Source organism: Oceanimonas sp. CAM02 (genome assembly GCF_032842915.1).
GTDB lineage: Bacteria > Pseudomonadota > Gammaproteobacteria > Enterobacterales > Aeromonadaceae > Oceanimonas > Oceanimonas smirnovii.
In genome coordinates, this window is record NZ_JAWJBK010000014.1 from 23,574 (window position 1) to 47,099 (window position 23,526).

Here is a 23,526-nt window from a genome sequence, read left to right on the forward strand (position 1 = left end):
CCCGGCTGCAACAAACAGGGCCAGTTTTATAACCGCATTAGAACCAGTGAGCTCAGGCCGAGACCAGCACGGTTTTGGTGCGACAAAATTCCTTGAGCGCCGGTCGTTGCTCCGGCTCAGAATAAGGCGGCCAGTGCCGGCCATGATATGGATCCGGATTAACCCGGCACACATCAAAGGGCAGCGTGCGCGCCAGCTGCTCTCCCCGGGCACGATCCCTGGTCCAGATCGAGGCCACGCCATCGGTATTCAGATCATGGCAGAGCGCTGTCATGGCGGCCTCATCCGCCACCCGCAACACACCACAGAATGGCCCTGCCGGCCAGGCCGGGAACAGCGTCTGGGCTGGTTTGTCGCCCTCGATCAAGGTAGCCGGATAATACCAACCCGGCTCATCGGGCATCACGCCGCCACAACGAATGCGGCCACCTTGCCGCTCGGCCTCGCGCAGCTGACGCTCCAGCCATTCCCGCTGTCCGCTTTTGGCAAGAGGGCCGATATCGGCAGCAAGATTGCCGGGCTGCCCGGTTTCCAGCTGAGCAAGCCTGGCGGCGAGTTGCTCAAGAAACGCATCGGCCAGTGCCGGCGTAATCAACACCCCTCCCTCACTCTGACGCCAGCTGGTACGATAACGGAAACAGCTGTTGAGCACCGACTCCACCGCCGGCTCCAGCTCGGCATCATCCAGGATCAGCTGTACATTGGCCCGCGCCAGATCCAGCCTGACCGGCTTAAGCTGAGCCCCGGCCAGCGCCGCCATGGCCGCACCGCCTTTGTGCTCACCGCTGTAAGCCAGACCGGCAATGCGTGAGTCTGCCACCAGGGCAGCAACCTGCTCTTTGGAGATACGCAGGGGCGTTACCAGCCCTTGCGGCAAATCCGCATCAGACAACAGTTGTTCCAGCAGAGTAACAAGCCGGGATAAGTGCCCGGCAGGCTTGAGCAGCAGGCCATTGCCGGCCATTAACGCCGGTGCCAGCAGCCGAAAGCATTGCCACAGCGGTGCCGGCCCGGCGGTGAGCGCCAGCATCAGCCCGATGGGCAGCTGGCTTATCTGGCTGCGTGCCGCCGGCAACATGGCCTGGCCATGAGCGGCAAAGTGAGTGCATTCTTCGGCGCAGCGCTCTATCTCGCGCAAGCAATCGGCCAGCAGGGTGCCGGTTTCATGGCTCAGCTCGCGGGCCAGTGACTCACGTTTTTCCGATAGTGTGGATGCCAGCCTGAACAATAAGGCTGAACGCTCGGCAGGCACCGTCTGCTGCCAGGCCTGGGTAGTCTGGAATGCCCGGCTGAGGCGATGCTCCAGCTCAGTCTCACTTAAACAGGCATGATGGGCCAGCACACGGCCAGAGCTGGGGTCAAAGGAAACAAAAGTCATCACACGGCTCCTTGTGCAGGGCTCACCGCGCCCTCGGTAATAAAATCGGCTGGTATACTAAGTGCTGCGACAGACGTTAATAAAAGGTTAACGGGCCTGCAAAGGCCAGTTGTTCGTGCGCTATGGAACCAGGGAGGATATTTATGCCCGAGCCAAAGGCCGGCAGTTTTTCACGTGTGCAGCGTTTGCTGCCTTTTCTGGGCTGGTGGCCCATGGTCAATGGGGCCAGCCTGCGGGCCGATGCTCAGTCGGGCCTGACCAATGCGATAGTGGTGCTGCCTCAGGGCGTCGCCTATGCCCTGATTGCCGGTCTGCCGCCGGAATACGGCCTGTATGCTGCCATTATTCCCGCCGTGATCGCCGCCCTGTTCGGCTCGTCCTGGCATTTGATCTCGGGCCCCACTGCGGCCATGTCGGTAGTGGTATTTACTTCGGTCAGTCCGTTGGCGGAGCCGGGCACCGCCACCTTTATTGCGCTGGCGTTAACGCTGACGCTGATGAAAGGGGTCTTTCAGCTGGTGCTGGCCCTGGCCCGCCTTGGGGTGCTGGTGAATTTTGTGTCCCAGTCGGTGGTCATTGGCTTTACCGCCGGTGCTGCCGTGGTGATCGCCTCCAGTCAACTGCCGGCGCTGCTGGGTATCAGCATAGAAAACAGCGGTAATGTCACCGGCACCTGGTGGCAGCTGCTGCAGCACGTGCAGGAAGTAGACTATTACACCCTGTCGGTGGCGCTGTTTACCGTGCTGGCCTGTGTGCTGATAAAACGCTGGCGGCCGCGCTGGCCCAATATGCTGCTGGCCCTGGCACTGGCCAGTGGCCTGGCGGTATTGATAGATCCGGGGCATGAACACATTGCCCTGGTGGGAGCCATTCCTTCCGGGCTGCCACCCCTGAGCCTGCCCGACTTCAGCCTGTCCAGCATCAGCGCGCTGGCACCGGGGGCGCTGGCCATTAGTTTGCTGGGGCTGGTGGAAGCCGCCGCCATTTCCCGCGCCATTGCCAGCCGCTCGCATCAGCGGCTGGACGATAATCAGGAATTTGTGGGTCAGGGCTTATCCAACATAGTGGGTGCCTTTTTTTCCTGTTATGCCTCGTCGGGCTCTTTCAGCCGCTCCGGCATCAACTACACCTCCGGTGCCCGCACGCCCATGGCGGCCATTTTTGCCTCGGTTTTTTTACTGCTGATTGTGCTGTTGTTTCCCGGCATTACCACCTGGCTGCCGCTGCCGGCCATGGCCGGCTTGCTGCTGGTGGTGGCCTGGAACCTGATCGACTTTCGTCATATTCGGCTGATTGTACTGGGCTCGCGCTCCGAGACAGCGGTGCTGGCCGCCACTTTTGCCGCCACCCTGCTGGTTGAGCTGGAATTCGCCATTTATACCGGGGTAATACTGTCGCTGGTGTTTTACTTAAAGCGCACGTCCACGCCGCGGGTGGTGTCCATTCTGCCGGACCCCGACAGCAAGCATCCGCTGTTTGTTAACGCGGAACGCCGGCGTCTGCCCTATTGCCCCCAGCTGCGCATTATTCGCATTGAAGGCTCGCTGTTCTTTGGCGCGGTGAACCATGTGCAGGAAGATCTGCAGGCCATTCGTGAGCCTCGCCTGCTGATTGTGGGTAACGGCATTAACTTTATCGATATGGTGGGGGTCGACATGCTGGTGCAGGAAGCCGAACGCCGCCGCGCCATGGGGGGCGATCTGTATCTGTGCAACCTGCGCGAAGGCGTCATTCGGTTTCTGCTGCGCAATAACCGGCTCGATGAAATTCGCCGGGACCATGTGTTTATTAACAAGGGCCAGGCCATTCACCGCATTTATGATCAGCTCAATGCCGAGGTGTGCCGCACCTGTACCGCCCGTATCTTCAAGGAGTGCCATATTCATCCACCGGGGCAGCCCAAAGCGGGCGACTGATCTCTCACCCTCACCTTGCGCCCGGTGCAGCACGCGCACTGGCTGCATGGCAAGACCGCAACTGGCCCTGTTCAGGCTGATGATGAAGGTTAGAGTGTGTTAACACTTTGTTATCTTCAGCCGGGGCCAGAGCCATGACCGATCTTCTTCACGACCATCCCAGCCAGCTGCGTCCGGTGCGCGAGCTGTTCAATCTCGATATAGATATGCAGGTGCCGGTATTTAAGCACAGAGACGAACATGTGCCCGAGATTGATCCTACTTATTGTTTTAATCCGGATGTGACTCTGGCCATTCTGGCCGGCTTTACCCGTAACCGCCGGGTACTGCTGCAGGGCCTGCACGGCACCGGCAAGTCGACCCACATTGAGCAGGTGGCCGCCCGCCTTAACTGGCCCTGTGTACGAGTCAACCTGGACGGCCATATCAGCCGCCTGGATCTGGTGGGCAAAGACACAATCGTGCTGGAAGAAGGCAAGCAGATCACCCGTTTTCAGGAAGGCATAGTGCCCTGGGCACTGCGCCGGCCGGTGGCGCTGATTTTTGATGAATTCGATGCCGGCCGCCCGGATGTGATGTTCGTGATCCAGCGCATTCTGGAGCAGGACGGCAAATTTACCCTGCTCGATCAGAATCAGGTGATCAGCCCCAACCCCCATTTTCGGCTGTTCGCCACCGCCAACACGGTGGGTCTGGGTAATGTGACCGGTCTGTATCACGGCACTCAGCAGATTAACCAGGCCCAGATGGACCGCTGGAATATTGTAGCCAAACTGGACTATCTGCCCCGGGAAGATGAAATCAGCATTATTCAGGGCAAGGTGCCCCGCTATAACGATGCCCGCGGCCATGAGCTGATCAGCCAAATGGTGGCGGTGGCGGAGCTGACCCGGGCCGGTTTTGCCGCCGGCGATCTGTCTACCCTGATGTCACCGCGCACCCTGATCGCCTGGGCCGAAAACACCGAGATCTTTCACGATCCGGCGCTGGCATTCCGGCTGTCGTTTCTGAATAAATGCGATGACGCCGAACGGCCGCTGGTGGCTGAATATTATCAGCGCTGCTTCGATCAGGAGCTGGCCGAGCCACAAGCCCTGCAACTGACGGCAGTCTGAACCATGGCTGATTCTACTCACACTCAGGATCCGGCGGCAGCTGCCCGCCGCCAGCAACGGCTGGAAGAGCTGTGCGCAGCACTGATACGGGCTCAGTCGGCGCAAACGGCAGTCCGCTACCGCGGGCACCGGCTGGAATGGCAGGGCAAGGCCTGTCCGTTACGCGCTCCGCACCTGCAACTGGATGCACAACAGGATGACTGGGGCTCATGCCGGGGCGTGGCTGATGCCATTGCTCTGCGCCTGCGCCATCATGACACCGGGCTGCACCAAAGCCTGCTGCCTGAGTCTCCGGTGGCCCGGCTGGTGTTTGAGCTGCTGGAGCAGCTCAGGGTCGAGTCTCTGGTGCCCGCCCATCACCCCGGCAGCCGCCGTAATCTGCATTACCGTTTCAGTGTCTGGAGCAACCGCTTTCTGGCCTCGGGCCAGACCGAAAGCCATCTGGGACTGCTGTTGTTTACCCTGTCGATGATGAGCTGGGTGCAGCTGGGCGGTGGCCCCATTGATGAAGGCACCGAGATGCTGATTGAGTCGACCCGCATGTTTTTGCTGCGGGAAATCGGTCAGCCTTTTGGTCGCATGCGCCGCCATCGCGATGATCAGGCCGCTTTTGGCGAGCAGGCCCGGGCCATTGCGCTGAGCGTAAACGGCCTGATTGACGATCTGCAGCAACAACTGGCCGACGATGATCAAAGCCAGGAGGTGCTGGAGGAAATCAGCCAGCGCTTTGGTCTGCTGCTGGATATTGATGGCGACGGTGAAGAAGGAGTCAGTGTTGCCGGCGCGGGCTCCCCCCGGAATAGTGACGCTGAGGCCGGTTATCGCATTTTTACCAGCCAGTACGACAAGGAATGGCGAGCAGACAAGAAGGTACGGCCCGAGCTGCTGACCACACTTCGCCACCAGCTGGATAAGCGCATTCGCGAGCAGGGGCTTAATGTTAATGGCCTGACCAAAAAACTGCGCCGGCTGCTGGCCCGGCCCGAGAATGATGGCTGGCGCTTTGGCGAAGAAGAAGGCCTGCTCGACGGCCGCCGGCTGGCTACCCTGGTCACCAGCCACGCTGACCGCCGCGTCTTTAAACAACCCCGGAATGAATGGCGGGCCAATGCCGCCGTCACCATTCTGGTGGATAACTCCGGCTCCATGCGTAACCACATGGAGCATATCGCCATGCTGACCGATTTGCTGGTGCGGGGGCTGGAACGCACCGGTGCCCGCACTGAAGTGCTGGGCTTTACCACCGGTCACTGGAATGGCGGCAAGCCCCTTAAAGACTGGCAGCGCCGGGGCCGGCCAGCCAATCCGGGTCGTCTTAACGAACGTTGCCATTTGATTTATAAAAATGCCGATACTTCCTGGCGTCGGGCCAGAGCCAGCCTGGCCGCCATGCTCAAGGGCGATATGTTTCGTGAAGGGCTGGACGGCGAGGCCTTGCTGTGGGCAGAGCAGCGGCTGCTCGCCGAGCAGGTGAACGAGCGCATTCTGTTGGTGATCTCCGATGGCTGCCCCATGGATACCGCCACCCGCCAGAGCAACGAGCAGGATATTCTCGACAGTCACCTGATGGCGGTGGCCGGTCGTATTGATGCCGATCCGCGCATTCGGCTGTGCGCGCTGGGCGTGGGGCTGGATCTGAGCCGCTATTACCGCCACAGCCAGCTGCTGGATCTGGAGCAGGATCCGGACAACCGCATTTTTGATGAAATTCTGGCCCTGCTTTCAAGAAGCATACGGGGCTGAACATAAATACAGACAGCCTGCTGTTCATTGCATTATAATTAACAACTTTTTTACAAAAACATCAATTAAGCCTTTGATTTTAATTAACTTTAATTCTGGACCCAGCAGCAAAATACAAGTGGCCCTAACCAATTTAACAGCCCCAATCAAAGATATTGTCAGGCTTTAAGGAAAGCCGGACACCTTAACCGGCCGCTCAGCCTCTTCAGGAGCGAGCGGCACATTGAACCAGTCTGCGGAGTGCAACAACTCCGGCTATCACGGAAGGTAAACGCCCGGTCTCACCGGGCCACACAACTGGAGCAAATACCATGATATTCAAGCAGCGTTTTGTGAAATCCCTGTCTCTTGCCCTGTGCCTTGGTGCTGCCATGGCCAGCCCTCAGGTTCTGGCAAAGACCTTTCGGGTTGCAGTGGGTGATGGTGCCGGCGGCACCCAGCATGAACTCGGCAAAGCTTTTTCCGAACAGCTGAAAGAGCGCACCGGTGGCAAACACGACACTCAGTTATTTCTGAACGGCCAGCTGGGTGATGAACAGGCCACGGTTAACGACGCTTCCATGGGGTTGCTCGACTTCTCCATTCTGGCCATCAACAACGTGACCCCCTTTTCACCCTCTGTGGGCGTGCTGACTCTGCCCTACATGGTGCACAGCCTGGACGATGCGGTCACCCTGACCCAGGGTGAAGTGGGCCAGCAGCTGGTAGACAACACCATTCGCGATGCAGGTGTGCGCATTGTGGGCTGGGCTTACTCGGGCTTTCGTGTGCTGACCAACTCCAGCCGTCCGGTATCCAGCCTGAACGATCTCGACGGTCTCAAGATTCGAGTGCCCAACAACGAAATCATGATCGATACCTATCGCGCCTGGGGCATCAACCCCACCCCCATGGCCTGGTCCGAAACCTTTACCGGCCTGCAGATGGGCGTGGTAGACGGACAGGACAACCCCTACATTACCGTATCTGCCATGAAGTTTGATGAAGTGCAGAAATACATCACCAACATTCGCTATCTGTTCTCCATTGAGCCGCTGATCATGTCGGAAGCCGTGTTCCAGGCACAGCCGGAAGACGTGCAGCAGGCCATTCTGGCTGCCGGCAAGGCTGCCACCGAGCACAGTGCCCAGTGGCTGGTAGCCCAGGAAGAGCGCATCAAGAGCGAACTGGTGAGCAACGGCATGGAAATCAGCGAGCCCGCCAACGGCGAAAAAGAGTGGATGGATAAGGCAGTCAGCCAGGTCTGGCCCAAGTATTACGACCTGGTGGGAGGCAAAGACAAGCTCAATCAAATCCTGCAATCGCTGGGCCGAGATACCCTTTAATCACCCCGCTATCACTGCCTGCCCCCGATATTATCGGGGGCTGTGTGCATCAGGGAGGAGCCGGCCATGTCTATTGGCATCATTATCTACCGTGTTATCGACAATATAGAGCGTGTTATCTGCAGCACGCTCCTTGCCACCTTTGTGGTAATTCTGTTTATTCAGATTATTTCCCGGCAGCTGTTTAACCACTCCATTTCCTGGAGCGAAGAGCTGTCTACCTACATGTTTGTGTGGTTTGTGTACTTTGGTGCCAGCTATGCCACCAAGCTGGCCGCGCACAACCGGGTTACCTTTCAGTTCAAACTGTTTCCGCCCAGAGTCGCGGTCTACAGCGAGGCACTGGCCGACCTTATCTGGGTAGGCTTTAACAGCTATTTTGTCTGGCTCAGCTATGACTTTGTCTTTAATAAAATGAACCTGTTCTGGAAGTCCCAGACCCTTGGATTTCCGATGAAATATGTTTACGTCATTCTGCCCGTTGCCTTTGCGTTAATGACCTTCCGCATTCTGCAGGTGAACTACTACAAACTGGTCAAGGGCATTGATATTCGCGATCCCGAGTCGCTGGAAGTAGAAAAGCTGATGGACTCGGCAGAGCAGCAGGCAAACAGCAAACCGGTAGCTGGCAAAGAATCCCGGTCCCCCACCCAAGGACGAGTCAAAGCGGGAGCGCATCATGGTTGAATCATCCGTCGTATTAATCTTGTTTGGCAGCTTTCTGGTACTGCTGCTGCTGGGTGCCCCCATCAGTGTGTCGCTGGGAGTGTCGGCGCTGGCATCCTTTCTGTATCTGGGTGAAAACCCCATCAAGTTTGTGCAAATTGCCTTTACCTCCGTGGGCTCCTTTCCGTTAATGGCGCTGCCCGCCTTTATTCTGGCCGGTGCCCTGATGGAGGCGGCCGGCATCTCCAAACGGCTGGTGGATCTGGCGGAAAGTTTTGCCGGCCCCTTTACCGGCGGCATGTCGGCCGCCACCGTGATGGCCTGCATGTTCTTTGGTGCCATTTCCGGCTCGGGCCCGGCCACTACCGCTGCCGTGGGCATGCTGATGATTCCGGCCATGATCGACAGAGGTTATGGCAAGGGCTATGCCTCTGCCATTACTGCCTCTTCCGGTGGCCTTGGCGTGGTAATTCCGCCCTCCATTCCCATGGTGATCTTCGGCATTTCCGCCATTGGCCTGATGGCACCGCCGGAAGCGGTAGCCGAACATGGCCAGTTTCAGTCGGTGTCCATTCCCAAGCTGTTTATCGCCGGCTTTTTCCCCGGTCTGGTACTGTCTTGCGGCCTGCTGACCATGAACTACTTCCTGTGCAAGAAGCAGGGTTACAAGGGCACCACCGACGGCTGGTCCGGTGCCAATATTCTGACCATGCTGCGCAGAGGCACCTGGTCGGTACTGGCCCCCATTGTTATTCTGGGTGGCATTTACAGTGGCCTGTTCACGCCCACCGAATCGGCCATTGTGGCCATCTTCTACACCCTGTTTATCGGCTTTTTTGTGCACCGGGAACTGAAGATAAAGGACGTGCTGCGCTCGCTGGAAACCACCACCTGGCTCACCGGCCGCGTGCTGCTGATCCTGTTTACCGCCACCGTCTTTGGCCGGCTGCTGGTAGAGAACCAGATTCCGGCCATAGTGGCGTCCTCCATGCTGGAGCTGACCAGTAATATTTATCTTATCTGGGCGCTGATTATTTTCTTCCTGCTGTTTGTGGGCATGTTTATGGAGACCCTGGCCGCCATTTTAATCCTGACGCCGGTGCTACTGCCGGTGGCCTACAGCTTAGGCATTGATCCGGTGCACTTTGGTATTGTGGTGGTGTGCTGTTTGTCGATAGGCTTTCAGACGCCGCCCCTGGGTGAAAACCTGTTTATTGCCTCGGGCGTATCAGGCACGTCCATTGAGGAAATTTCGGTGCGGGCCCTGCCCTTTGCCCTGACTTCGGTCACCGCCGTGTTTATTATTGCTTTTGTTCCGGAAATTACCCTGTTCCTGCCAAGGCTGCTTGGCTACTAGTATCCAGCAACCAAGTGCCGGCCTGATCATTATCAAGGGAATTATTCAGGCCGGCACTATCATCATGATGTCATCGATCAGCCGCTATGCTGATCGTTTTCCGTTTCAGCCAATGAGGAAATGCCCATGCTGCCGCAAGTGAACCGAATTCTGTATTGCACTGACCTGTCCAAGAACGCCTCTTATGCTTTTCAGTATGCTGTGTATCTGGCCCGGGAGACCGGTGCCGACATTCATATCCTCAAGGTGGTAGAGCAGCTGTCCGGCGATGAAAAACTGACGCTGCAGTCTTATATTCTTAACCAGAGCAGCCGGGAAGAGTTTCTGCATCAGCGCCTGAACCATGCCAAAGCTCAGCTGCAGCAACGCCAGGATTATTTCTGGGAGCAGATAGCACCGGAAGAGCAGGCCCTGCGCAGCAAGGTGATTGGTTGTGAGGTGGTAGAAGGTTACCCGGAGCAAACCATTCTGAAGCGCTCAAAAGAGCTGGAGTGCGATTTGATTATTATGGGGGCTCACGAAAAAGGCTGGTTTCATACTTTGCTGGGCAGCGTGGCCAAGAACGTGCTGCGGGAGTCGCGTATTCCCACCCTGATAGTACCCCGCCCGGAAAAGAAAGGATCCTGAACGCGCTTCAGTCTCCAATAAAAAGCCGGGCTGTTGCCCGGCTTTTTTCTGATCTACTTGGTATCACAGCGGATCAGGGCCACTGGATCCGATCCTGATCCTGAGGGCGGATCACCGCCCGCCCAAGAGGCACATGATCGTTGATCGCCTCACGGATCTGCGCTTCTTCCTCGGCGGTAAAGCCACCGCACAGTTCAATCAACTCGATGCGCCGAGTCAGCATTTCCTGAGCAGCCATGATGGCTTCTTCCAGATTACTGACACCAGACACTGCCAGATCAAAACCTTCACTCTTGATGCGGCCGTGGTGTTTGAACATTTCCAGATCCGGCGCTTTTGCAATAAAACCGTAACGACTCAGACTCATCAGTTTTCTCCTTGTTCAGGCGGTGGCACGGACCGGTGCCACACCATGACGGTTATGATGCACTATGCTGGCCAGGGCACAGGATGCCAGCCTGGCTTCGGGCGGATCGGCACGAGAGGTGAGAATAACAGGCACACGGGCTCCCAGCACCAGACCGGCAGCGGTCGCCCCCATAAAATACACCATCTGCTTGAACAGAAAGTTGCCCGACTCCAGATTGGGCACCAGCAACACATCGGCATTGCCGGGTACCTGGCCGGAAATGCCCTTGATCTCGGCCGCTTCCCGAGAGACGGCATTATCAAACGCCAGCGGTCCTTCTACCACGGCACCGGGCAGGGCCCCCATGGCGGCCAGCTTGACCAGCTCGGCGGCATCCTGGCTTGAGGGCATGCTTTTGCTCACTTCTTCGGTGCCCGACAACAGCGCCACTCTGGGCTCCTCGCAGCCCAGCGCATGTAACAGCTCAATGGCATTGCGGGCAATATGCAGCTTGTCGAGCACATTGGGCTGCACATTAATGACCGCATCGGTAATGCACAGGGCCCGGCAGCTGCCCGGCACCGTCATGTAAAACACATGGCTCAGGCGGCTGTCGGTACGCAGGCCGGCGGCACGATTAAGCACAGCACGCAGCAAGATGTCGGTATGCACATGGCCCTTCATAATGGCGTCGGCCTCGCCCTGGCTGACCAGGGCCACGCCAGCTTGAGCGGCAGCCGTTTCATCGGTGGCATGCACCAGGCGCACACCGGCCAGATCCCAACCCATGGCGGTGGCTTCTGCACGCATGCGTGCTTCATCTCCTACCAGAATGGGCATGATCAGCCCCTCATCCTGCGCCAGCCGGGCGCTGGCCAGTGACACCCGGTTAACCGGGTTGATCACCACAGTGCGTACGGCCGCATATTGCCGGGCCTGCTCCAGCAAATGGGCCGGGCATTGTTTGGGGTTAGTATTGAGCATCACTGAGTTCCCTTTGATGATGGCCAGTAAACAGCCTGACAAACAAAAAAGCTGCCCCAAGGGGCAGCTTTAGCGTTGGCTATCAGCAATAGTCCTTGTACTTATCCAGATGACGCACCGGCTTGGACAGCGCATCCCGGCGGAAGGGGTCGCCCAACTCCCGGGTACACATAATCTCGATAACGGTGGTCTTGCCTTCTTCCATCTGACGGGTAATGGCTTTCTGCAGCGCCGGGCCCACGTCTTCCAGCTTGTCGACGGTGACACCTTCGGCACCCATGGAGCGGGCAATATCGGCAAAGCTCGGGTTTTCCAGATCACCGGCCACAAAGCGGCGGTTATAGAAGTCGACCTGGTTCTTCTTCTCGGCACCCCACTGACGGTTATGGAACACGATGGAGGTCACCGGAATATGCTCACGCACGCAGGTCATCACTTCCATCATGGACATGCCCCAGGCACCGTCGCCGGCATAAGACACCGCCGGACGATGAGGTGCGGCAGTTTTAGCACCAATAATGGTGGGCAGAGCGTAACCACAGTTACCAAAGCTCATGGCCGCAAAGAAAGAGCGCGGCTTTTCAAAGCGCAGATAGCTGTTGGCGACCGAGTTAATGTTGCCGATATCGGTCGATACCATCACATCTTCGGGCATGGCCTTTTCCAGCTCACGCAACACCTGACGCGGATGCAGATAGCTGCCCTCTTCTTCCGACTGCTCGGCAATCATATCGAGGGAATAGTCGTCTTTCTCGTGGATCCACTGATCCAGCTCGGCTTCCCAGGCTTCTTTTTCGTTGGCGATTTCGGTAGCACGGGCCCCCTTGTTTTCCAGACAGGAAACATTGAGGTTCTGCAGCCGATCGAGAATGGTCACGGCAGCGGCCTTGGCATCGCCACACACGCCCACGGAGATCTTCTTCACCAGGCCCAGCATTTTGGCGTCGCAGTCTACCTGAATGATCTTGGCTTCCTTCGGCCAGTAGTCCAGACCGTGCTGCGGCAGGGTGCCGAACGGCCCCAGACGGGTGCCCAGCGCAAGCACCACGTCGGCGCGGGAAAGCAGTTTCATGCCGGCCTTGGAGCCCTGATAGCCCAGTGGACCACACCACAGCGGGTGGCTGGCAGGGAAGGAATCGTTATGCAGATAGCTGTTTACCACAGGCGCACCCAGATATTCGGCCAGCGCCTTGCACTCTTCTACCGCGTCGGCCATGACCACACCGCCACCGGAAATAATCACCGGGAACTGGGCCTCGGCCAGCAGGGCTGCGGCTTGTTGCAGGCTCTGCTCGCCGCCGGCACCACGCTCAATGCGAATAGGCTGAGGGATGTCCACGTTAATGTCACCGTAGAAGAAATCCCGGGGAATATTGAGCTGAGTCGGACCGTTTTCCAGCATGGCACGGTCAAAACAGCGGGCGGTAAATTCCGCCATGCGGGCCGGATTGGACACATGGCCCTGATATTTGGTGATGGTTTCAAAGAAGGGCAGCTGCTGCGCTTCCTGAAAACCGCCTAGCCCTTGGGTCATGGAGCCGGTTTCCGGAGTAATGCACACCACCGGGCTGTGGGCCCAGTAGGCGGCGGCAATGGCAGTGACAAAGTTGGTAATACCGGGGCCGTTCTGGGCAATACAGACACCGTGGCGGCCGCTGACCCGGGCATAACCGTCGGCCATGTGACCGGCCCCCTGCTCGTGCACCGTAGGGATCAGACGAATGCCGGCGGGGGCAAAAATATCCATGGCATCCATAAAGGCAGAGCCCATGATACCGAACACATCGGTCACACCGTTGGCCGCCAGGGTTTCGACCAGAGCTTCACTGGGAGTCATACGTGGCATAACTGTCTTCCTTTTGCTGTTTCCCGTTGGTGGTGGCTTGATGCCAGCCGCCTCGGTTGGGTTGAGTTCAATCTTCCGTTTTCTGTCCGGGCAATTGCGTTGGTTATGACGAGCAGGCCCTGCAGAGTAAAAGCACCTGAGTGGCTCGCTTGGGAAACAGCTTAGGAAGGGGGGGCAAGGTAACATAGGGCCAGTTTCACTCCCCATGTTACGCCAGGGTTAAAAAAATGATGCCAGCCGGTTTATTTATTCGCCAGCACGGCACTTTGCTGCCAGAACCGCTCGGCAAGCTCTGAGCGGGGCTCGCCGGCCCGGCACAGCTCAATATCAAGCTGCAGTGACGGGCTTTGCTCCAGCACCACCACCCGACCGCTGGCAAGTTCGTCGCGCACCAGACTTTCCGGCAGAAAAGCCACCCCTTCGCCTTGCAGCAGCTGGGCCTTAAGCCCTTCTCCCAGTGCATTTTCACACACCGGCTGCCAGGGCTGCTCTGCCAGCGCCGGCAGGCAATGCTGCTGCACCAGAGCCCCCAGATAGGCATCTTTCGGGTAGAGCAGCAGCGGCAACGGCTGTTCATGATTGAGCTGAAAGCGGGGGTTATGCGGTTGGTCAGTAGCCGATACCAGCACCAGCCGGTCCTGGCCCAGCTGCAGCCGCTCTACGTTCAGGCGTTGCAGGGCTTCGGCCTGCTGCGGCTCGGCAAAGCACAGTAAAAAGTCCACCGCTCCCGCCACAAACTGCTCCATGGCCTCGTGGTAGTGGCCGGTGTTAAGCCGCACCAGCCCCTCGCCCAGCGCCGGGCGCAGCCGGTGCAGCCAGGCCGGAAAAAAGGTCACCGCCAGCGCCGGCTGGGTGATCAGACTGACGCCGGGGGTTTGTTGCTGACTAAGCCGCAGCTGACTGCGTATGCCATAAATCTGGGCCAGCAGCTGGCGGGCCTGCTCGAGAAAGCTGTCCCCGGCCGGCGTCAGCTCCAGCGGATAACGGTTACGGCATACCAATGCCACTCCCAGCCAGTTTTCCAGTGAACGAATACGGCGGCTGAACGCAGGCTGAGTGACAAAGCGGCTTTCCGCCGCCCGGGAAAAGCTGCCCTGCTCACTGAGGGCAATAAAATCATGCAGCCATTTGGTTTCCATTACGCTGTCCTTGGTTTGTGAAATAACACCTATGCAAAAAAGTAACCGCAATGGCTGAAAATGGCATTGGCCTGCATCACAGCATCGTCAATAACATAACAGCAACATTGACTGGATTTGTTTCACGGAGGAAATTCCATGGCTGCCGACACCCACTCTCCGGTAATGGGCCTGCTGTACCGCCTGGACGGCACCCGCAAGCGCTATTTTCCCGGCATTTGCGTTGCTGCCACCATTGGCATTGCCGCCAGCTTTTTGTCTCAGCATTATGGTGCCCCCGCCATGCTGATGGCACTGCTGCTGGGGCTGGCGTTTAACTTTCTCAGCCACGAACCGCAATGCGCGCCGGGCCTTGAGCTGTCGGCCAAAACCGTGCTGCGCCTGGGGGTTGCCATGCTGGGCCTGCGCATCACCTTTGGCGATGTGCTGACCCTGGGCTGGCAGCCCATGCTGATGGTGTGCTCCGCGGTGGTGCTGACCATTGGCTTTGGCGTAGTCATGGCCCGCTGGCTCGGCTTTTCAAAGGAATTTGGCACCCTTACCGGTGGCTCTGTGGCCATTTGCGGCGCGTCGGCGGCCATGGCCATCAGCAGTGTGTTGCCCCAGAGTGAGCAGGCCAAGCGCGATACCCTGTTCACCGTGATCAGCGTGACCACCCTCAGCACCCTGGCGATGATCTTCTACCCCATGATAAGCGAGAGCCTGGGGCTGTCGGATCAGGAAGCCGGCCTGTTTATCGGTGCCACCATTCACGATGTGGCCCAGGTGGTGGGGGCCGGCTACAGCATGTCCGCCGAAGTGGGTGATCTCAGCACCTTTGTAAAACTGCTGCGGGTGGCCATGCTGGTGCCCATCGTGATGACCATCGGCATTCTGATCCGCCGTGCCGCCAGCAAAAAAGGCGAACAAAGCCAAGGTGGCAGTGTGGCCATTCCCGGCTTTTTGATCGGCTTTGTGGTGCTGTTTGTGCTCAACAGCCTGAGCTGGATCCCTCAGAACATCGCTCAGCCTCTGGCCGGCAGCTCGTCCTGGCTGCTGCTCACCGCCATTGCCGCTCTGGGCGTGCGCACCCAGCTGAAAGACATTCTGTCGGTAGGCTGGAAGCCGGTGCTGCTGGTGGTGCTGGAAACCGCCTTTATCGCCCTGCTGGTGCTCGCTTATTTGCTGCTGATGGGCTGATGATATTGTTTTACTACCCTTGCACTTTTTGGCCCCGCACATGCGGGGCTTTTTTAATCAAGTCATATCGCGGATCAACGCCACCAGAGACTCGATGCCGGGGCGAATGCGATCCGCGGCAATGGAGGAATAACCCAGCCGAAAATAGTTGAGCGGCACTCGCTCACCCTGAAAATGAATATCGCCGGGCTCGATCAGAATGCCTCTGTCGGCGGCTTCTTTACGCAAAATACGGCTGTCGAGCCCGTCCGGGCCTTTTACCCAGTAGCAGGAGCCGCCAAAACCGGGCTGGCGGCTGGAGCAGGGCAGGAACTCATCCAGCGCCTTGCCCATCTCCTGCCAGCGCGCTTCATAGGCCTTGGCCAGATTCATGATCAGCGCATCGTGATAGCCCCGCTCCAGAAACAGCGCCACCGAACGCTGGTTGTTGGCCGCCGGATGCCGCAGCATCAGCCGGCGCAGGGCCCGGGCTTCACGGATCAGCTCCGCCGGTCCCACCAGATAACCCAGCCGAAGCCCGGGTGCCAGGGTTTTGGAGAGACTGCCCACATAAAGCACCCGGTCATTATCATCCAGACTCTTCAGCGCCGGCGTAGGGTTGGTCCTGAAGTTGGTTTCACTTTCATAGTCATCTTCAATAATCAGAAAATCACGCTCGCTGGCCTGCTTCAGCAGTTCAAAGCGGCGCTCCAGCGGCATGGTGACCGTGGTCGGACACTGATGACTGGGGGTGGTATACACCAGATCGCAGCCGGCCAGCTGATCATCGATGATCAGCCCCTGCTCATCCACCGGCAGCGGCCGCACTTTGGCCGGGTTCATGGTGGCAATATTGCGAATATCCACATAGCCGGGATCTTCAATGCCGATGGTACTGTCTTTATCCAGCAGTAAGCGCGCCAGCAAATAGAGCGCCTGCTGCGCCCCTACCGTGACCAGGATCTGATCCGCCGAGGCCCAGACCCCGCGCCGTGGCAACAGGCGAGTACGGATCTGTTCGATCAGCAGCGGATCGTCGTTGTCGAAACTGTCGGAAGCCCAGTCACGAATGGCCGGAATGCTCACCGCATCACGGCAGCATTCGCGCCAGTTGTTGCTGGGAAACAGGGTGGGATCAAACTGGCCGTAAATAAAGGAATAAGGGTATTTCTGCCAGTCTTTGGGCTTGCTGATATTGTGCTGAGCACTGGGATGGATCTTGAGCTTGCGGCCCCAGTCCGGTGGCGTGCCTTCACTAGCCGGTGCGGTTTCTGCCGGCAGCTCAGGACGACGGGACAAAATCTCCGGATTAACAAAATAACCGCTGCGCTCCCGCGCCAGCAGATAGCCGTCATCGAGCAGATGCTCGTAGGCCAGTACCACCGTATTACGGGCAATGCTGAGCTGCTTGGCCAGCTTGCGGCTGGATGGCAGCGGGCTGTCCGCCGGAATATTGCCATTAAGAATGGCGGCAGCAATTTGTTCACGCAGCTGTTGCTGCAGACTGGTGTTTTTTTCCGTGGAGAGATGAAATAAATGAAGCATGAAAAGGCTTACCTGTCAGCGAGTTGAATTCTGCTGGCGGTACCAAAAAGCCGCCCTCTGATGTAAGCCGTTGTAACTCAGAGGGCGGTAAAGTAAAAGGGTTGTTAACAATTATTTGTTCATTTACAGCACTTCGTCACGCAAATGATACCAGTGGTACAGCATGCGCTGACCCAGCCGGCGGAAGGGGGCGAACAGGTGCCCCGGCAGCGGTGAGTTGTAAATGGGCAGCTCAAAGCCTTCGCGAATGCCGGCAATGCGCTGGGCCATGCGCCGGCCGGCGTGGGCCGAGAACATCACACCATTACCGCCGTAGCCCAGGGCATAGAAAATCTGCTCCTTGTCGTCGGGCTGATAGATGCGCGGCATCATATCGTGGCTGACATCCACCCAGCCCCACCAGGAATAGTCAATCTGAATGCCGGTAAGCGCCGGAAACTTGCGATGCAGGCCGTTAATCAGTAATTCCAGATGCTTATGGTTGCCGGCATCGGCCCCGGTAATGGAACTGCGGCTGCCAATCTGCACCCGGTTGTCGGGCAGCTTGCGATAATAATGCCGCAGAGTCCGGGTGTCGGTGATCACTTCATTGGTCTTGAAGTTGCAGGCAGCAATTTCCTGCTCGGTGAGCGGCCGGGTCACCAGTGAGTTCGACAGTATCGGCATAATCTTGCTGTTCAGGCTGGCATGCAGTCCCTGAGAGGTATAGCCACCGGTGGCCACCCCAACGGCACGGGCACGGACGGTGCCGCCCGGGGTCTTGATATGATGTACGCCATTAATGGTTTCCCAGCCCAGTACCGGACTGGACGGATGTATGGTAGCCCCCAGATTGCGGGCCATGCGGTGATAGCCCTGAGCCAGCTTGAGCGGATGCACGCCAATGCCTTCCGGCTCGTGCATGGCCCCTACCGCCTCGGCTTCATTCACATAATCACGGCTTAAGGTCGCCTTGTCGAGCAGCTCGGTGTCATAGCCAAACTGTTCACGCAGCACTTTGGCTTCCGCTTCCAGTTTGCGCATGGCTTTGTCACGGTGGGCAATATAAAGGTGGCCGCCATCCTGAGGATCACAGTCGATGTTGCCTTCCCGGATCAGGCCCTTGAAGGTATCAAAGCCTTCCTGCACTTCATCATGCATTTTGCGGGCAGTCGTCAGCCCCCAGCGTTTGATCCACTGAGAGCGGGTCAGCCGGCCCGAGGCGTTCTGGGCCTGGCCGCCGTTACGGCTGGTGCAGCCCCAGCTGACCTGGTTGGCTTCCAGTACGGTGGCCCTGATGCCATGCTCCTTGGCCAGATGCAGCGCCGCAGACAGGCCGGTAAAGCCGCTGCCGATGATCACGACGTCGACATCCATGTCACCGGTTACGGGGCCATCATCCTCCGGCGGCGTTCCGGCAGTGGCAACCCAATAAGTGGGCGCATACTGCTGACCCTTCCCGGGCGTGGCCGCTACCAGGGGATCATAGCTGGGATCGTAACGATCCAGCACGGTATCGGCCTTGGCCGACTGGCGGAAGTCCGCCCGAGTGTTGTTGACCATATCCATATTCGTGATTCCCGTTAACAGAGTGAGGCTGCCGAGGCTTAGCGCGGATCCAGCAGCGGACGATCCTTACGGAAGGCCTGCTTCAGCGCCAGCTTGCCGCCTTTCAGGGTAAACAGATCCACGCCATCGGCTTCAATACGGCGGCCATCCGGCGTGGTGGCACAGAAGGTCCACTGGGATACACCCCGATCGCCGGTGGCAAAGTGGCTGGTGTTGTTCCACTGCACATCCGGCATTGTGGTCCATACATTGATAAAGGCCGCCGCCACCGCATCGGCACCCACAAAACGGTTACCATGGGCTTCGGGCCCGGCCGCCCCTTCAAACACCACATCGTCGGTCATGCAGGCCATGATGCCTTCAATATCGTGACGGTTAAAGGCGGCAAACAGCTGCTCCAGCAGCGCAACGGTTTTCTGGTTATTTTCAGCAGACATATCAATTCTCCCTTGGCCAGCAAGTGGCGATGAATCAAGACCCGGCGCACCGAGTTATTTACATTTTCATAACATTAGAGGGAAAGGGGCCAAGGCCGGTAGCGCCAGTTGCACGGATTAACTTGGACCACCACACAGGAAACAAATCAAACTTTGGTTGGCCCTGGGCTGGCTGGCATTGATAACATTAGGGAATATCCTTATGCACTTTTAATCAGGAGGCCTGATGGCCGCGCTGCTGCGTCGTCTTGACGACACTCGAAAACGTTTTTTTCCCGGTTTGTGTGTGGCCGCCACCATCGGCATTGCCGCCAGTTTTCTGTCTCAGCACTATGGTGCGCCCGCCATGCTGATGGCGCTGCTGCTGGGGCTGGCCTTTAACTTTCTCAGTGAAGAATCCCAGTGTGCGCCGGGGCTGCAATTTTCAGCCAAAACCCTGCTGCGTCTGGGGGTGGCTCTGCTGGGCCTGCGCATTACCTTTGGTGATGTGCTGACCCTGGGCTGGCAACCCATGCTGATGGTGTGCTCGGCGGTGGTGCTGACCATTGCTTTTGGCGTGGTGATGGCCCGCTGGCTCGGCTTCAGCAGTGCCTTTGGCACCCTGACCGGCGGCTCAGTGGCCATTTGCGGTGCCTCGGCGGCCATGGCCATCAGCAGCGTGCTGCCCAACAGCGAGCAGGCTAAACGCGATACGCTGTTTACCGTGATTATCGTCACCACCCTCAGTACCCTGGCGATGATTTTCTATCCCATGATCAGCCAGGCGCTGGGGCTGACCGGGCAGGAAGCCGGGCTTTTTCTCGGGGCCACCATTCATGATGTGGCTCAGGTGGTGGGGGCCGGCTACAGCATGTCGGAAGAAGTGGGCGATTTGAGCACCTTCGTCAAGCTGCTGCGGGTGGCCATGCTGGTGCCCATTGTGATGACCATTGGCATTATTATTCGCCGGGCCGCCAGCAAACAGGGCAACGGCAATGAGAGCGGAAAGGTAGCCATTCCGGGGTTTTTAATCGGCTTTGTGGTGCTGTTTATCATTAACAGCCTGGGCTGGCTGCCGCAACAGCTGGCCGGTCAGCTGGCGGACAGTTCGTCCTGGCTGCTGCTCACTGCCATTGCCGCGCTGGGCGTGCGCACTCAGCTGAAAGACATTCTCTCGGTAGGCTGGAAACCGGTTTTGCTGGTGGTGCTGGAAACTGTCTTTATCGCCCTGCTGATCCTGAGCTATCTGCTGCTGACTCACTAAAAACACAAAGGGCGGCCAGTGAGCCGCCCTTTATTATTTCTGGACGAATTAACGGCCGCGGCGTTTTTTGGCCACGCCGGAAAAGACCACATGCAGATCCGTGGAGGCGGAATCGCCGTCCAGATTGAGCTTGGCTTCGATATGGTCCAGATGCTCGGCCATTTTTTGCATGGCGGTATCTTTGTCGCCGGTTTCGATGGCATTCAGCAATATTTCATGCTCGTTAAAGGAGCAGTGGGCCTGATGACCGACTTCATACTGGGCAATAATCAGTGATGTCTGTGACACCACACTGCGCTGAAAGTTAAGCAGCGGTGTATTGTTGGCCATGTGCGCCAGCTCAAGGTGAAACTCACCAGACAGGCGAATGCCGCTGCCGCGATCGCCCCGGGCAAAGGCGTCCTGCTCTTCCTGCACCATGGCACGCATACGGGCCAGGCTTTCGGGGGTGGCATTTTTTACCGCCAGCTCAATAACCGCCAGCTCAACCACGCGGCGGGCGGCGAAAATTTGCCGGGCTTCTTCCACGCTGGGTGCGGCCACCACGGCCCCCCGGTTGGGGCGAATAATCACCACCTGCTCGTGAGACAGGCGCAGCAGGGCACGGCGAATAATGGTGCGGCTGACGCCAAAAATATCGCCCAGCGCTTCTTCACTGAGCTTGGTGCCCGGTGCCAGTCGCTGCTCCAGAATGGCATCAAAAATATGTTCGTAGACGATATCGTCTTGCGTGTTTGAGCTCGACTTGACAGGTCTCGGCTCCAGTTGACTGAGTGAACTCATGTTTTTGTTTCCAGTTGCGGACTTGGCTGCAGCGACGACATCACCGCTATCCTTGCCTGTTTCAGTTAAAAAATTGTTACACTTTACGTATACAATCTAACGCGCTTTTTGCCAATTCAACAGCCACAATGTCCAAGTCTGTGACTGAGCACAAAAAACGCCCTGAGCGGGCGTTTCTTACTACTCAAATGCCTCTTAACTCTCTCAGACGCCATTTCTGCCATGCTGGCATTTGCCATAAACAAAGGTACTTTCAATGGCTCTGTCGTCTCCCAGCATCATGAGTACAAAAAGTTTTTCGTACAAAGTTTGTGCATTTTGTGTGCGGGCATGCATCAGTGCTGTGGCATTCAGATCCAGCACCAGAAAGTCGGCTTCCTTGCCCGGCAGCAGGTTACCCAGCTTGTCATCCAGACGCAGCGACTCGGCACCACCCAGGGTGGCCAGGTAAAACGCCTTGAGCGGATGCAGCTTTTGCTGCTGCAGCTGCAACACCTTGTAAGCCTCATTCATGGTCTGCAGCAGCGAGAAACTGGTACCGCCGCCCACGTCCGTACCCAGGCTCACATTGACATCAAAGCGCTCCAGCCGCGCCAGATCGAGCAGGCCCGAGCCGAGAAACAGGTTGGAGGTGGCACAGAAAGACACCCCCGAGCCGGTGGCATGGAGCCGCTCGCATTCACCGTCTTCCAGATGCACACTGTGAGCAAATATGGAGCGCTCACTGAGCAGACCGTGATGGTCATACACATCCAGATAGCCGGAGCGCTCTGGAAACAGCTCCTTGACCCAGGCAATCTCTTTGCGGTTTTCCGACAGATGAGTCTGCAGATAAAGATCCTTATGCTCACGCAGCAGGCGGCCGGCGGCGTCGAGCTGTTCCGGGCTGCTGGTGGGGGCAAAGCGCGGCGTCACCGCATAAAGCTGGCGGCCTTTGTTGTGCCAGCGCTCAATCAGCGCCTTGCTGTCGGCATAGGACGACTCAGGCGTGTCCAGCAGAAATTCGGGAGCATGACGATCCATCATCACCTTGCCGGCGATCATGCGAGTATTGCGCCGCTCGGACTCGGTAAAGAAGGCGTCCACCGCCTGGGGGTGCACAGTGCCATACACCATGGCGGTGGTGGTGCCGTTGCGCAACAGCTCATCGAGAAACAGCTTTGCCACTCGGGCAGCATGTGCGGGATCGGCAAACTTGCGTTCTTCCGGAAAGGTGTAGTTATTGAGCCAGTCCAGCAGCTGATCACCATAAGAGGCGATCATTTCGGTTTGTGGAAAATGAATATGAGTGTCGATAAAGCCCGGCGTGATCAACCGGTTTTCAAGCTCCACCACCTGGGTGCCGGCGGGCAGCCGGTTCAGTACTTCCGGGGCCGGCCCCACATCCTGAATATGGCCATCGGCCACCACCAGCACCCCATCTTCATGCCAGGCAAAAGAGTTTTCCAGGCCCACTTTGGCCGGATCACCCAGGCTGTAAAAAATGGCGGCGCGATAGGCTACGGGTTGCGTCATCTCTGCGCGTCTCCTTGAAATCAATAAAATCAGGCATGCTCGGCCTGGGCGGCGGGAATCGCCTGATTGCTGACGACCTCACCCTGATAAGCGGCAATCAGCTGACCCGCCACCGACACGGCAATTTCCGCCGGATGTTTGCCGGTGACCTCGGCCAGGCCGATGGGGCAAATCATGTTCGCCAGGGCGGCGTCATCAAACCCCCGCTCCTTCAGCCGGTAGTCAAAACGCTTGCGCTTGGTACGCGAGCCAATCACGCCAAAGTAACGGGCATCATTGCGTTTAAGAATGCGGGCGCACAGCTCCAGATCCAGCTGATGATTGTGGGTCATCACCAGGTAATAACTGCCGGCAGGCTGCTCATCAATCTCGTCAACGGGCTCGTCACTGACCACGGCAGTCACTCCTTCGGGCAGGCTGGCGGGAAATTCCTCGGGCCGTGAGTCTATCCAGGTAATGCGAAACGGCAGCGTGGCCAGTATATGCACCAGCGCCTTGGCCACATGGCCGGCACCAAACAGCACCAGATGATGGCGGGGCCGCACCACCGGCTCCAGCATTATGGTGGTCATGCCGCCGCAGCACTGGCCCAGGCTGGCCCCAAGATTAAAACGCTCCACCCGCATGGCTTGCTCGCCTTCTGCCAGCATGTGCCGCGCCAGCTCCATGGCTTTGAATTCCAGATGGCCGCCACCAATGGTGGCGTAACAGCCGGCTTCGGTCACCAGCATTTTGGTACCGCTGTCCCGCGGGGTGGAGCCCTTGTGCTCCACTACTGTGACCATGATGCAGGGCTCACCCCGCTGCTCCAGCTCGGCCAGAACCTGAATCCAGTTGTCCTTGAACATGTTT

The 23,526-nt window shown here is 58.0% G+C and carries 20 protein-coding genes; 9 read left to right on the top strand and 11 right to left on the bottom strand.

The window, feature by feature from the left end; genetic code table 11:
• Positions 1-52: 52 nt before the first annotated feature.
• Positions 53-1,378, bottom strand: coding sequence for an aldehyde dehydrogenase family protein (locus R0I78_RS04125; RefSeq protein ID WP_317074414.1), 1,326 nt, complete (start codon positions 1,376-1,378; stop codon positions 53-55).
• 143 nt (positions 1,379-1,521) lie between these two features.
• Between R0I78_RS04125 and R0I78_RS04130 the strand changes: the two genes are divergently transcribed.
• From R0I78_RS04130 to R0I78_RS04160, 7 genes are all read left to right on the top strand, one after another.
• On the top strand, positions 1,522-3,294 hold the full coding sequence (locus R0I78_RS04130; protein ID WP_317074415.1) for a SulP family inorganic anion transporter: 1,773 nt from the start codon (positions 1,522-1,524) through the stop codon (positions 3,292-3,294).
• A gap of 134 nt (positions 3,295-3,428) precedes the next feature.
• Positions 3,429-4,409: an AAA family ATPase gene (locus R0I78_RS04135; protein WP_317074416.1), complete on the top strand. Its 981-nt coding sequence runs from the start codon at positions 3,429-3,431 to the stop codon at positions 4,407-4,409.
• Between the two features lie 3 nt (positions 4,410-4,412).
• The gene (locus R0I78_RS04140; protein ID WP_317074417.1) at positions 4,413-6,152 is read left to right on the top strand and encodes a cobaltochelatase CobT-related protein; all 1,740 of its coding nucleotides are present in this window, start codon (positions 4,413-4,415) and stop codon (positions 6,150-6,152) included.
• A 311-nt stretch (positions 6,153-6,463) separates the two neighbouring features.
• A complete protein-coding gene (locus tag R0I78_RS04145; protein WP_317074418.1) occupies positions 6,464-7,477 on the top strand; it encodes a TRAP transporter substrate-binding protein in 1,014 nt (337 codons plus the stop codon).
• A gap of 66 nt (positions 7,478-7,543) precedes the next feature.
• Positions 7,544-8,164: a TRAP transporter small permease gene (locus tag R0I78_RS04150; RefSeq protein ID WP_317074419.1), complete on the top strand. Its 621-nt coding sequence runs from the start codon at positions 7,544-7,546 to the stop codon at positions 8,162-8,164.
• On the top strand, positions 8,157-9,500 hold the full coding sequence (locus R0I78_RS04155; protein WP_019935998.1) for a TRAP transporter large permease: 1,344 nt from the start codon (positions 8,157-8,159) through the stop codon (positions 9,498-9,500). Before R0I78_RS04150 ends, R0I78_RS04155 begins: the two co-directional genes overlap by 8 nt.
• 126 nt (positions 9,501-9,626) lie before the next feature.
• Positions 9,627-10,127: a universal stress protein gene (locus R0I78_RS04160; protein ID WP_317074420.1), complete on the top strand. Its 501-nt coding sequence runs from the start codon at positions 9,627-9,629 to the stop codon at positions 10,125-10,127.
• A gap of 73 nt (positions 10,128-10,200) precedes the next feature.
• Here R0I78_RS04160 and R0I78_RS04165 read toward each other — a convergent pair whose 3' ends face one another.
• The 4 genes from R0I78_RS04165 to R0I78_RS04180 form a co-directional block, all read right to left on the bottom strand.
• Positions 10,201-10,494 carry a DUF6506 family protein gene (locus R0I78_RS04165; protein WP_317074421.1) on the bottom strand — a complete coding sequence of 98 codons (294 nt, stop codon included), beginning with the start codon at positions 10,492-10,494 and terminating at the stop codon, positions 10,201-10,203.
• A gap of 15 nt (positions 10,495-10,509) precedes the next feature.
• Positions 10,510-11,460 (bottom strand): bifunctional enoyl-CoA hydratase/phosphate acetyltransferase, encoded by a 951-nt coding sequence (locus R0I78_RS04170; protein ID WP_317074422.1) that lies wholly within the window; start codon positions 11,458-11,460, stop codon positions 10,510-10,512.
• 82 nt (positions 11,461-11,542) lie between these two features.
• On the bottom strand, positions 11,543-13,306 hold the full coding sequence (gene xsc / locus R0I78_RS04175; RefSeq protein ID WP_317074423.1) for a sulfoacetaldehyde acetyltransferase: 1,764 nt from the start codon (positions 13,304-13,306) through the stop codon (positions 11,543-11,545).
• A 242-nt stretch (positions 13,307-13,548) separates the two neighbouring features.
• Complete coding sequence (locus R0I78_RS04180) at positions 13,549-14,445, bottom strand: LysR family transcriptional regulator (protein ID WP_317074424.1); 897 nt, start codon at positions 14,443-14,445, stop codon at positions 13,549-13,551.
• Positions 14,446-14,583: 138 nt separating this feature from the next.
• Between R0I78_RS04180 and R0I78_RS04185 the strand changes: the two genes are divergently transcribed.
• Positions 14,584-15,624 carry a YeiH family protein gene (locus R0I78_RS04185; protein WP_317074425.1) on the top strand — a complete coding sequence of 347 codons (1,041 nt, stop codon included), beginning with the start codon at positions 14,584-14,586 and terminating at the stop codon, positions 15,622-15,624.
• 57 nt (positions 15,625-15,681) lie between these two features.
• Here R0I78_RS04185 and R0I78_RS04190 read toward each other — a convergent pair whose 3' ends face one another.
• The 3 genes from R0I78_RS04190 to R0I78_RS04200 form a co-directional block, all read right to left on the bottom strand.
• On the bottom strand, positions 15,682-17,148 hold the full coding sequence (locus tag R0I78_RS04190) for a PLP-dependent aminotransferase family protein (RefSeq protein WP_317074426.1): 1,467 nt from the start codon (positions 17,146-17,148) through the stop codon (positions 15,682-15,684).
• Between the two features lie 123 nt (positions 17,149-17,271).
• Complete coding sequence (locus tag R0I78_RS04195; protein ID WP_317074427.1) at positions 17,272-18,696, bottom strand: NAD(P)/FAD-dependent oxidoreductase; 1,425 nt, start codon at positions 18,694-18,696, stop codon at positions 17,272-17,274.
• 38 nt (positions 18,697-18,734) lie between these two features.
• Positions 18,735-19,133, bottom strand: a complete 399-nt coding sequence (locus tag R0I78_RS04200; RefSeq protein WP_317074428.1) for a nuclear transport factor 2 family protein — start codon at positions 19,131-19,133, stop codon at positions 18,735-18,737.
• Positions 19,134-19,359: 226 nt separating this feature from the next.
• Here R0I78_RS04200 and R0I78_RS04205 point away from each other — a divergent pair, with 226 nt between their 5' ends.
• The gene (locus R0I78_RS04205; protein ID WP_019935988.1) at positions 19,360-20,376 is read left to right on the top strand and encodes a YeiH family protein; all 1,017 of its coding nucleotides are present in this window, start codon (positions 19,360-19,362) and stop codon (positions 20,374-20,376) included.
• A gap of 48 nt (positions 20,377-20,424) precedes the next feature.
• Here R0I78_RS04205 and R0I78_RS04210 read toward each other — a convergent pair whose 3' ends face one another.
• The 3 genes from R0I78_RS04210 to xdhC form a co-directional block, all read right to left on the bottom strand.
• Positions 20,425-21,159: a GntR family transcriptional regulator gene (locus R0I78_RS04210; protein ID WP_019935987.1), complete on the bottom strand. Its 735-nt coding sequence runs from the start codon at positions 21,157-21,159 to the stop codon at positions 20,425-20,427.
• 204 nt (positions 21,160-21,363) lie between these two features.
• Positions 21,364-22,674 carry a guanine deaminase gene (gene guaD, locus R0I78_RS04215; RefSeq protein ID WP_317074429.1) on the bottom strand — a complete coding sequence of 437 codons (1,311 nt, stop codon included), beginning with the start codon at positions 22,672-22,674 and terminating at the stop codon, positions 21,364-21,366.
• Between the two features lie 29 nt (positions 22,675-22,703).
• A complete protein-coding gene (gene xdhC, locus R0I78_RS04220; RefSeq protein WP_317074430.1) occupies positions 22,704-23,522 on the bottom strand; it encodes a xanthine dehydrogenase accessory protein XdhC in 819 nt (272 codons plus the stop codon).
• Positions 23,523-23,526 lie beyond the last annotated feature (4 nt).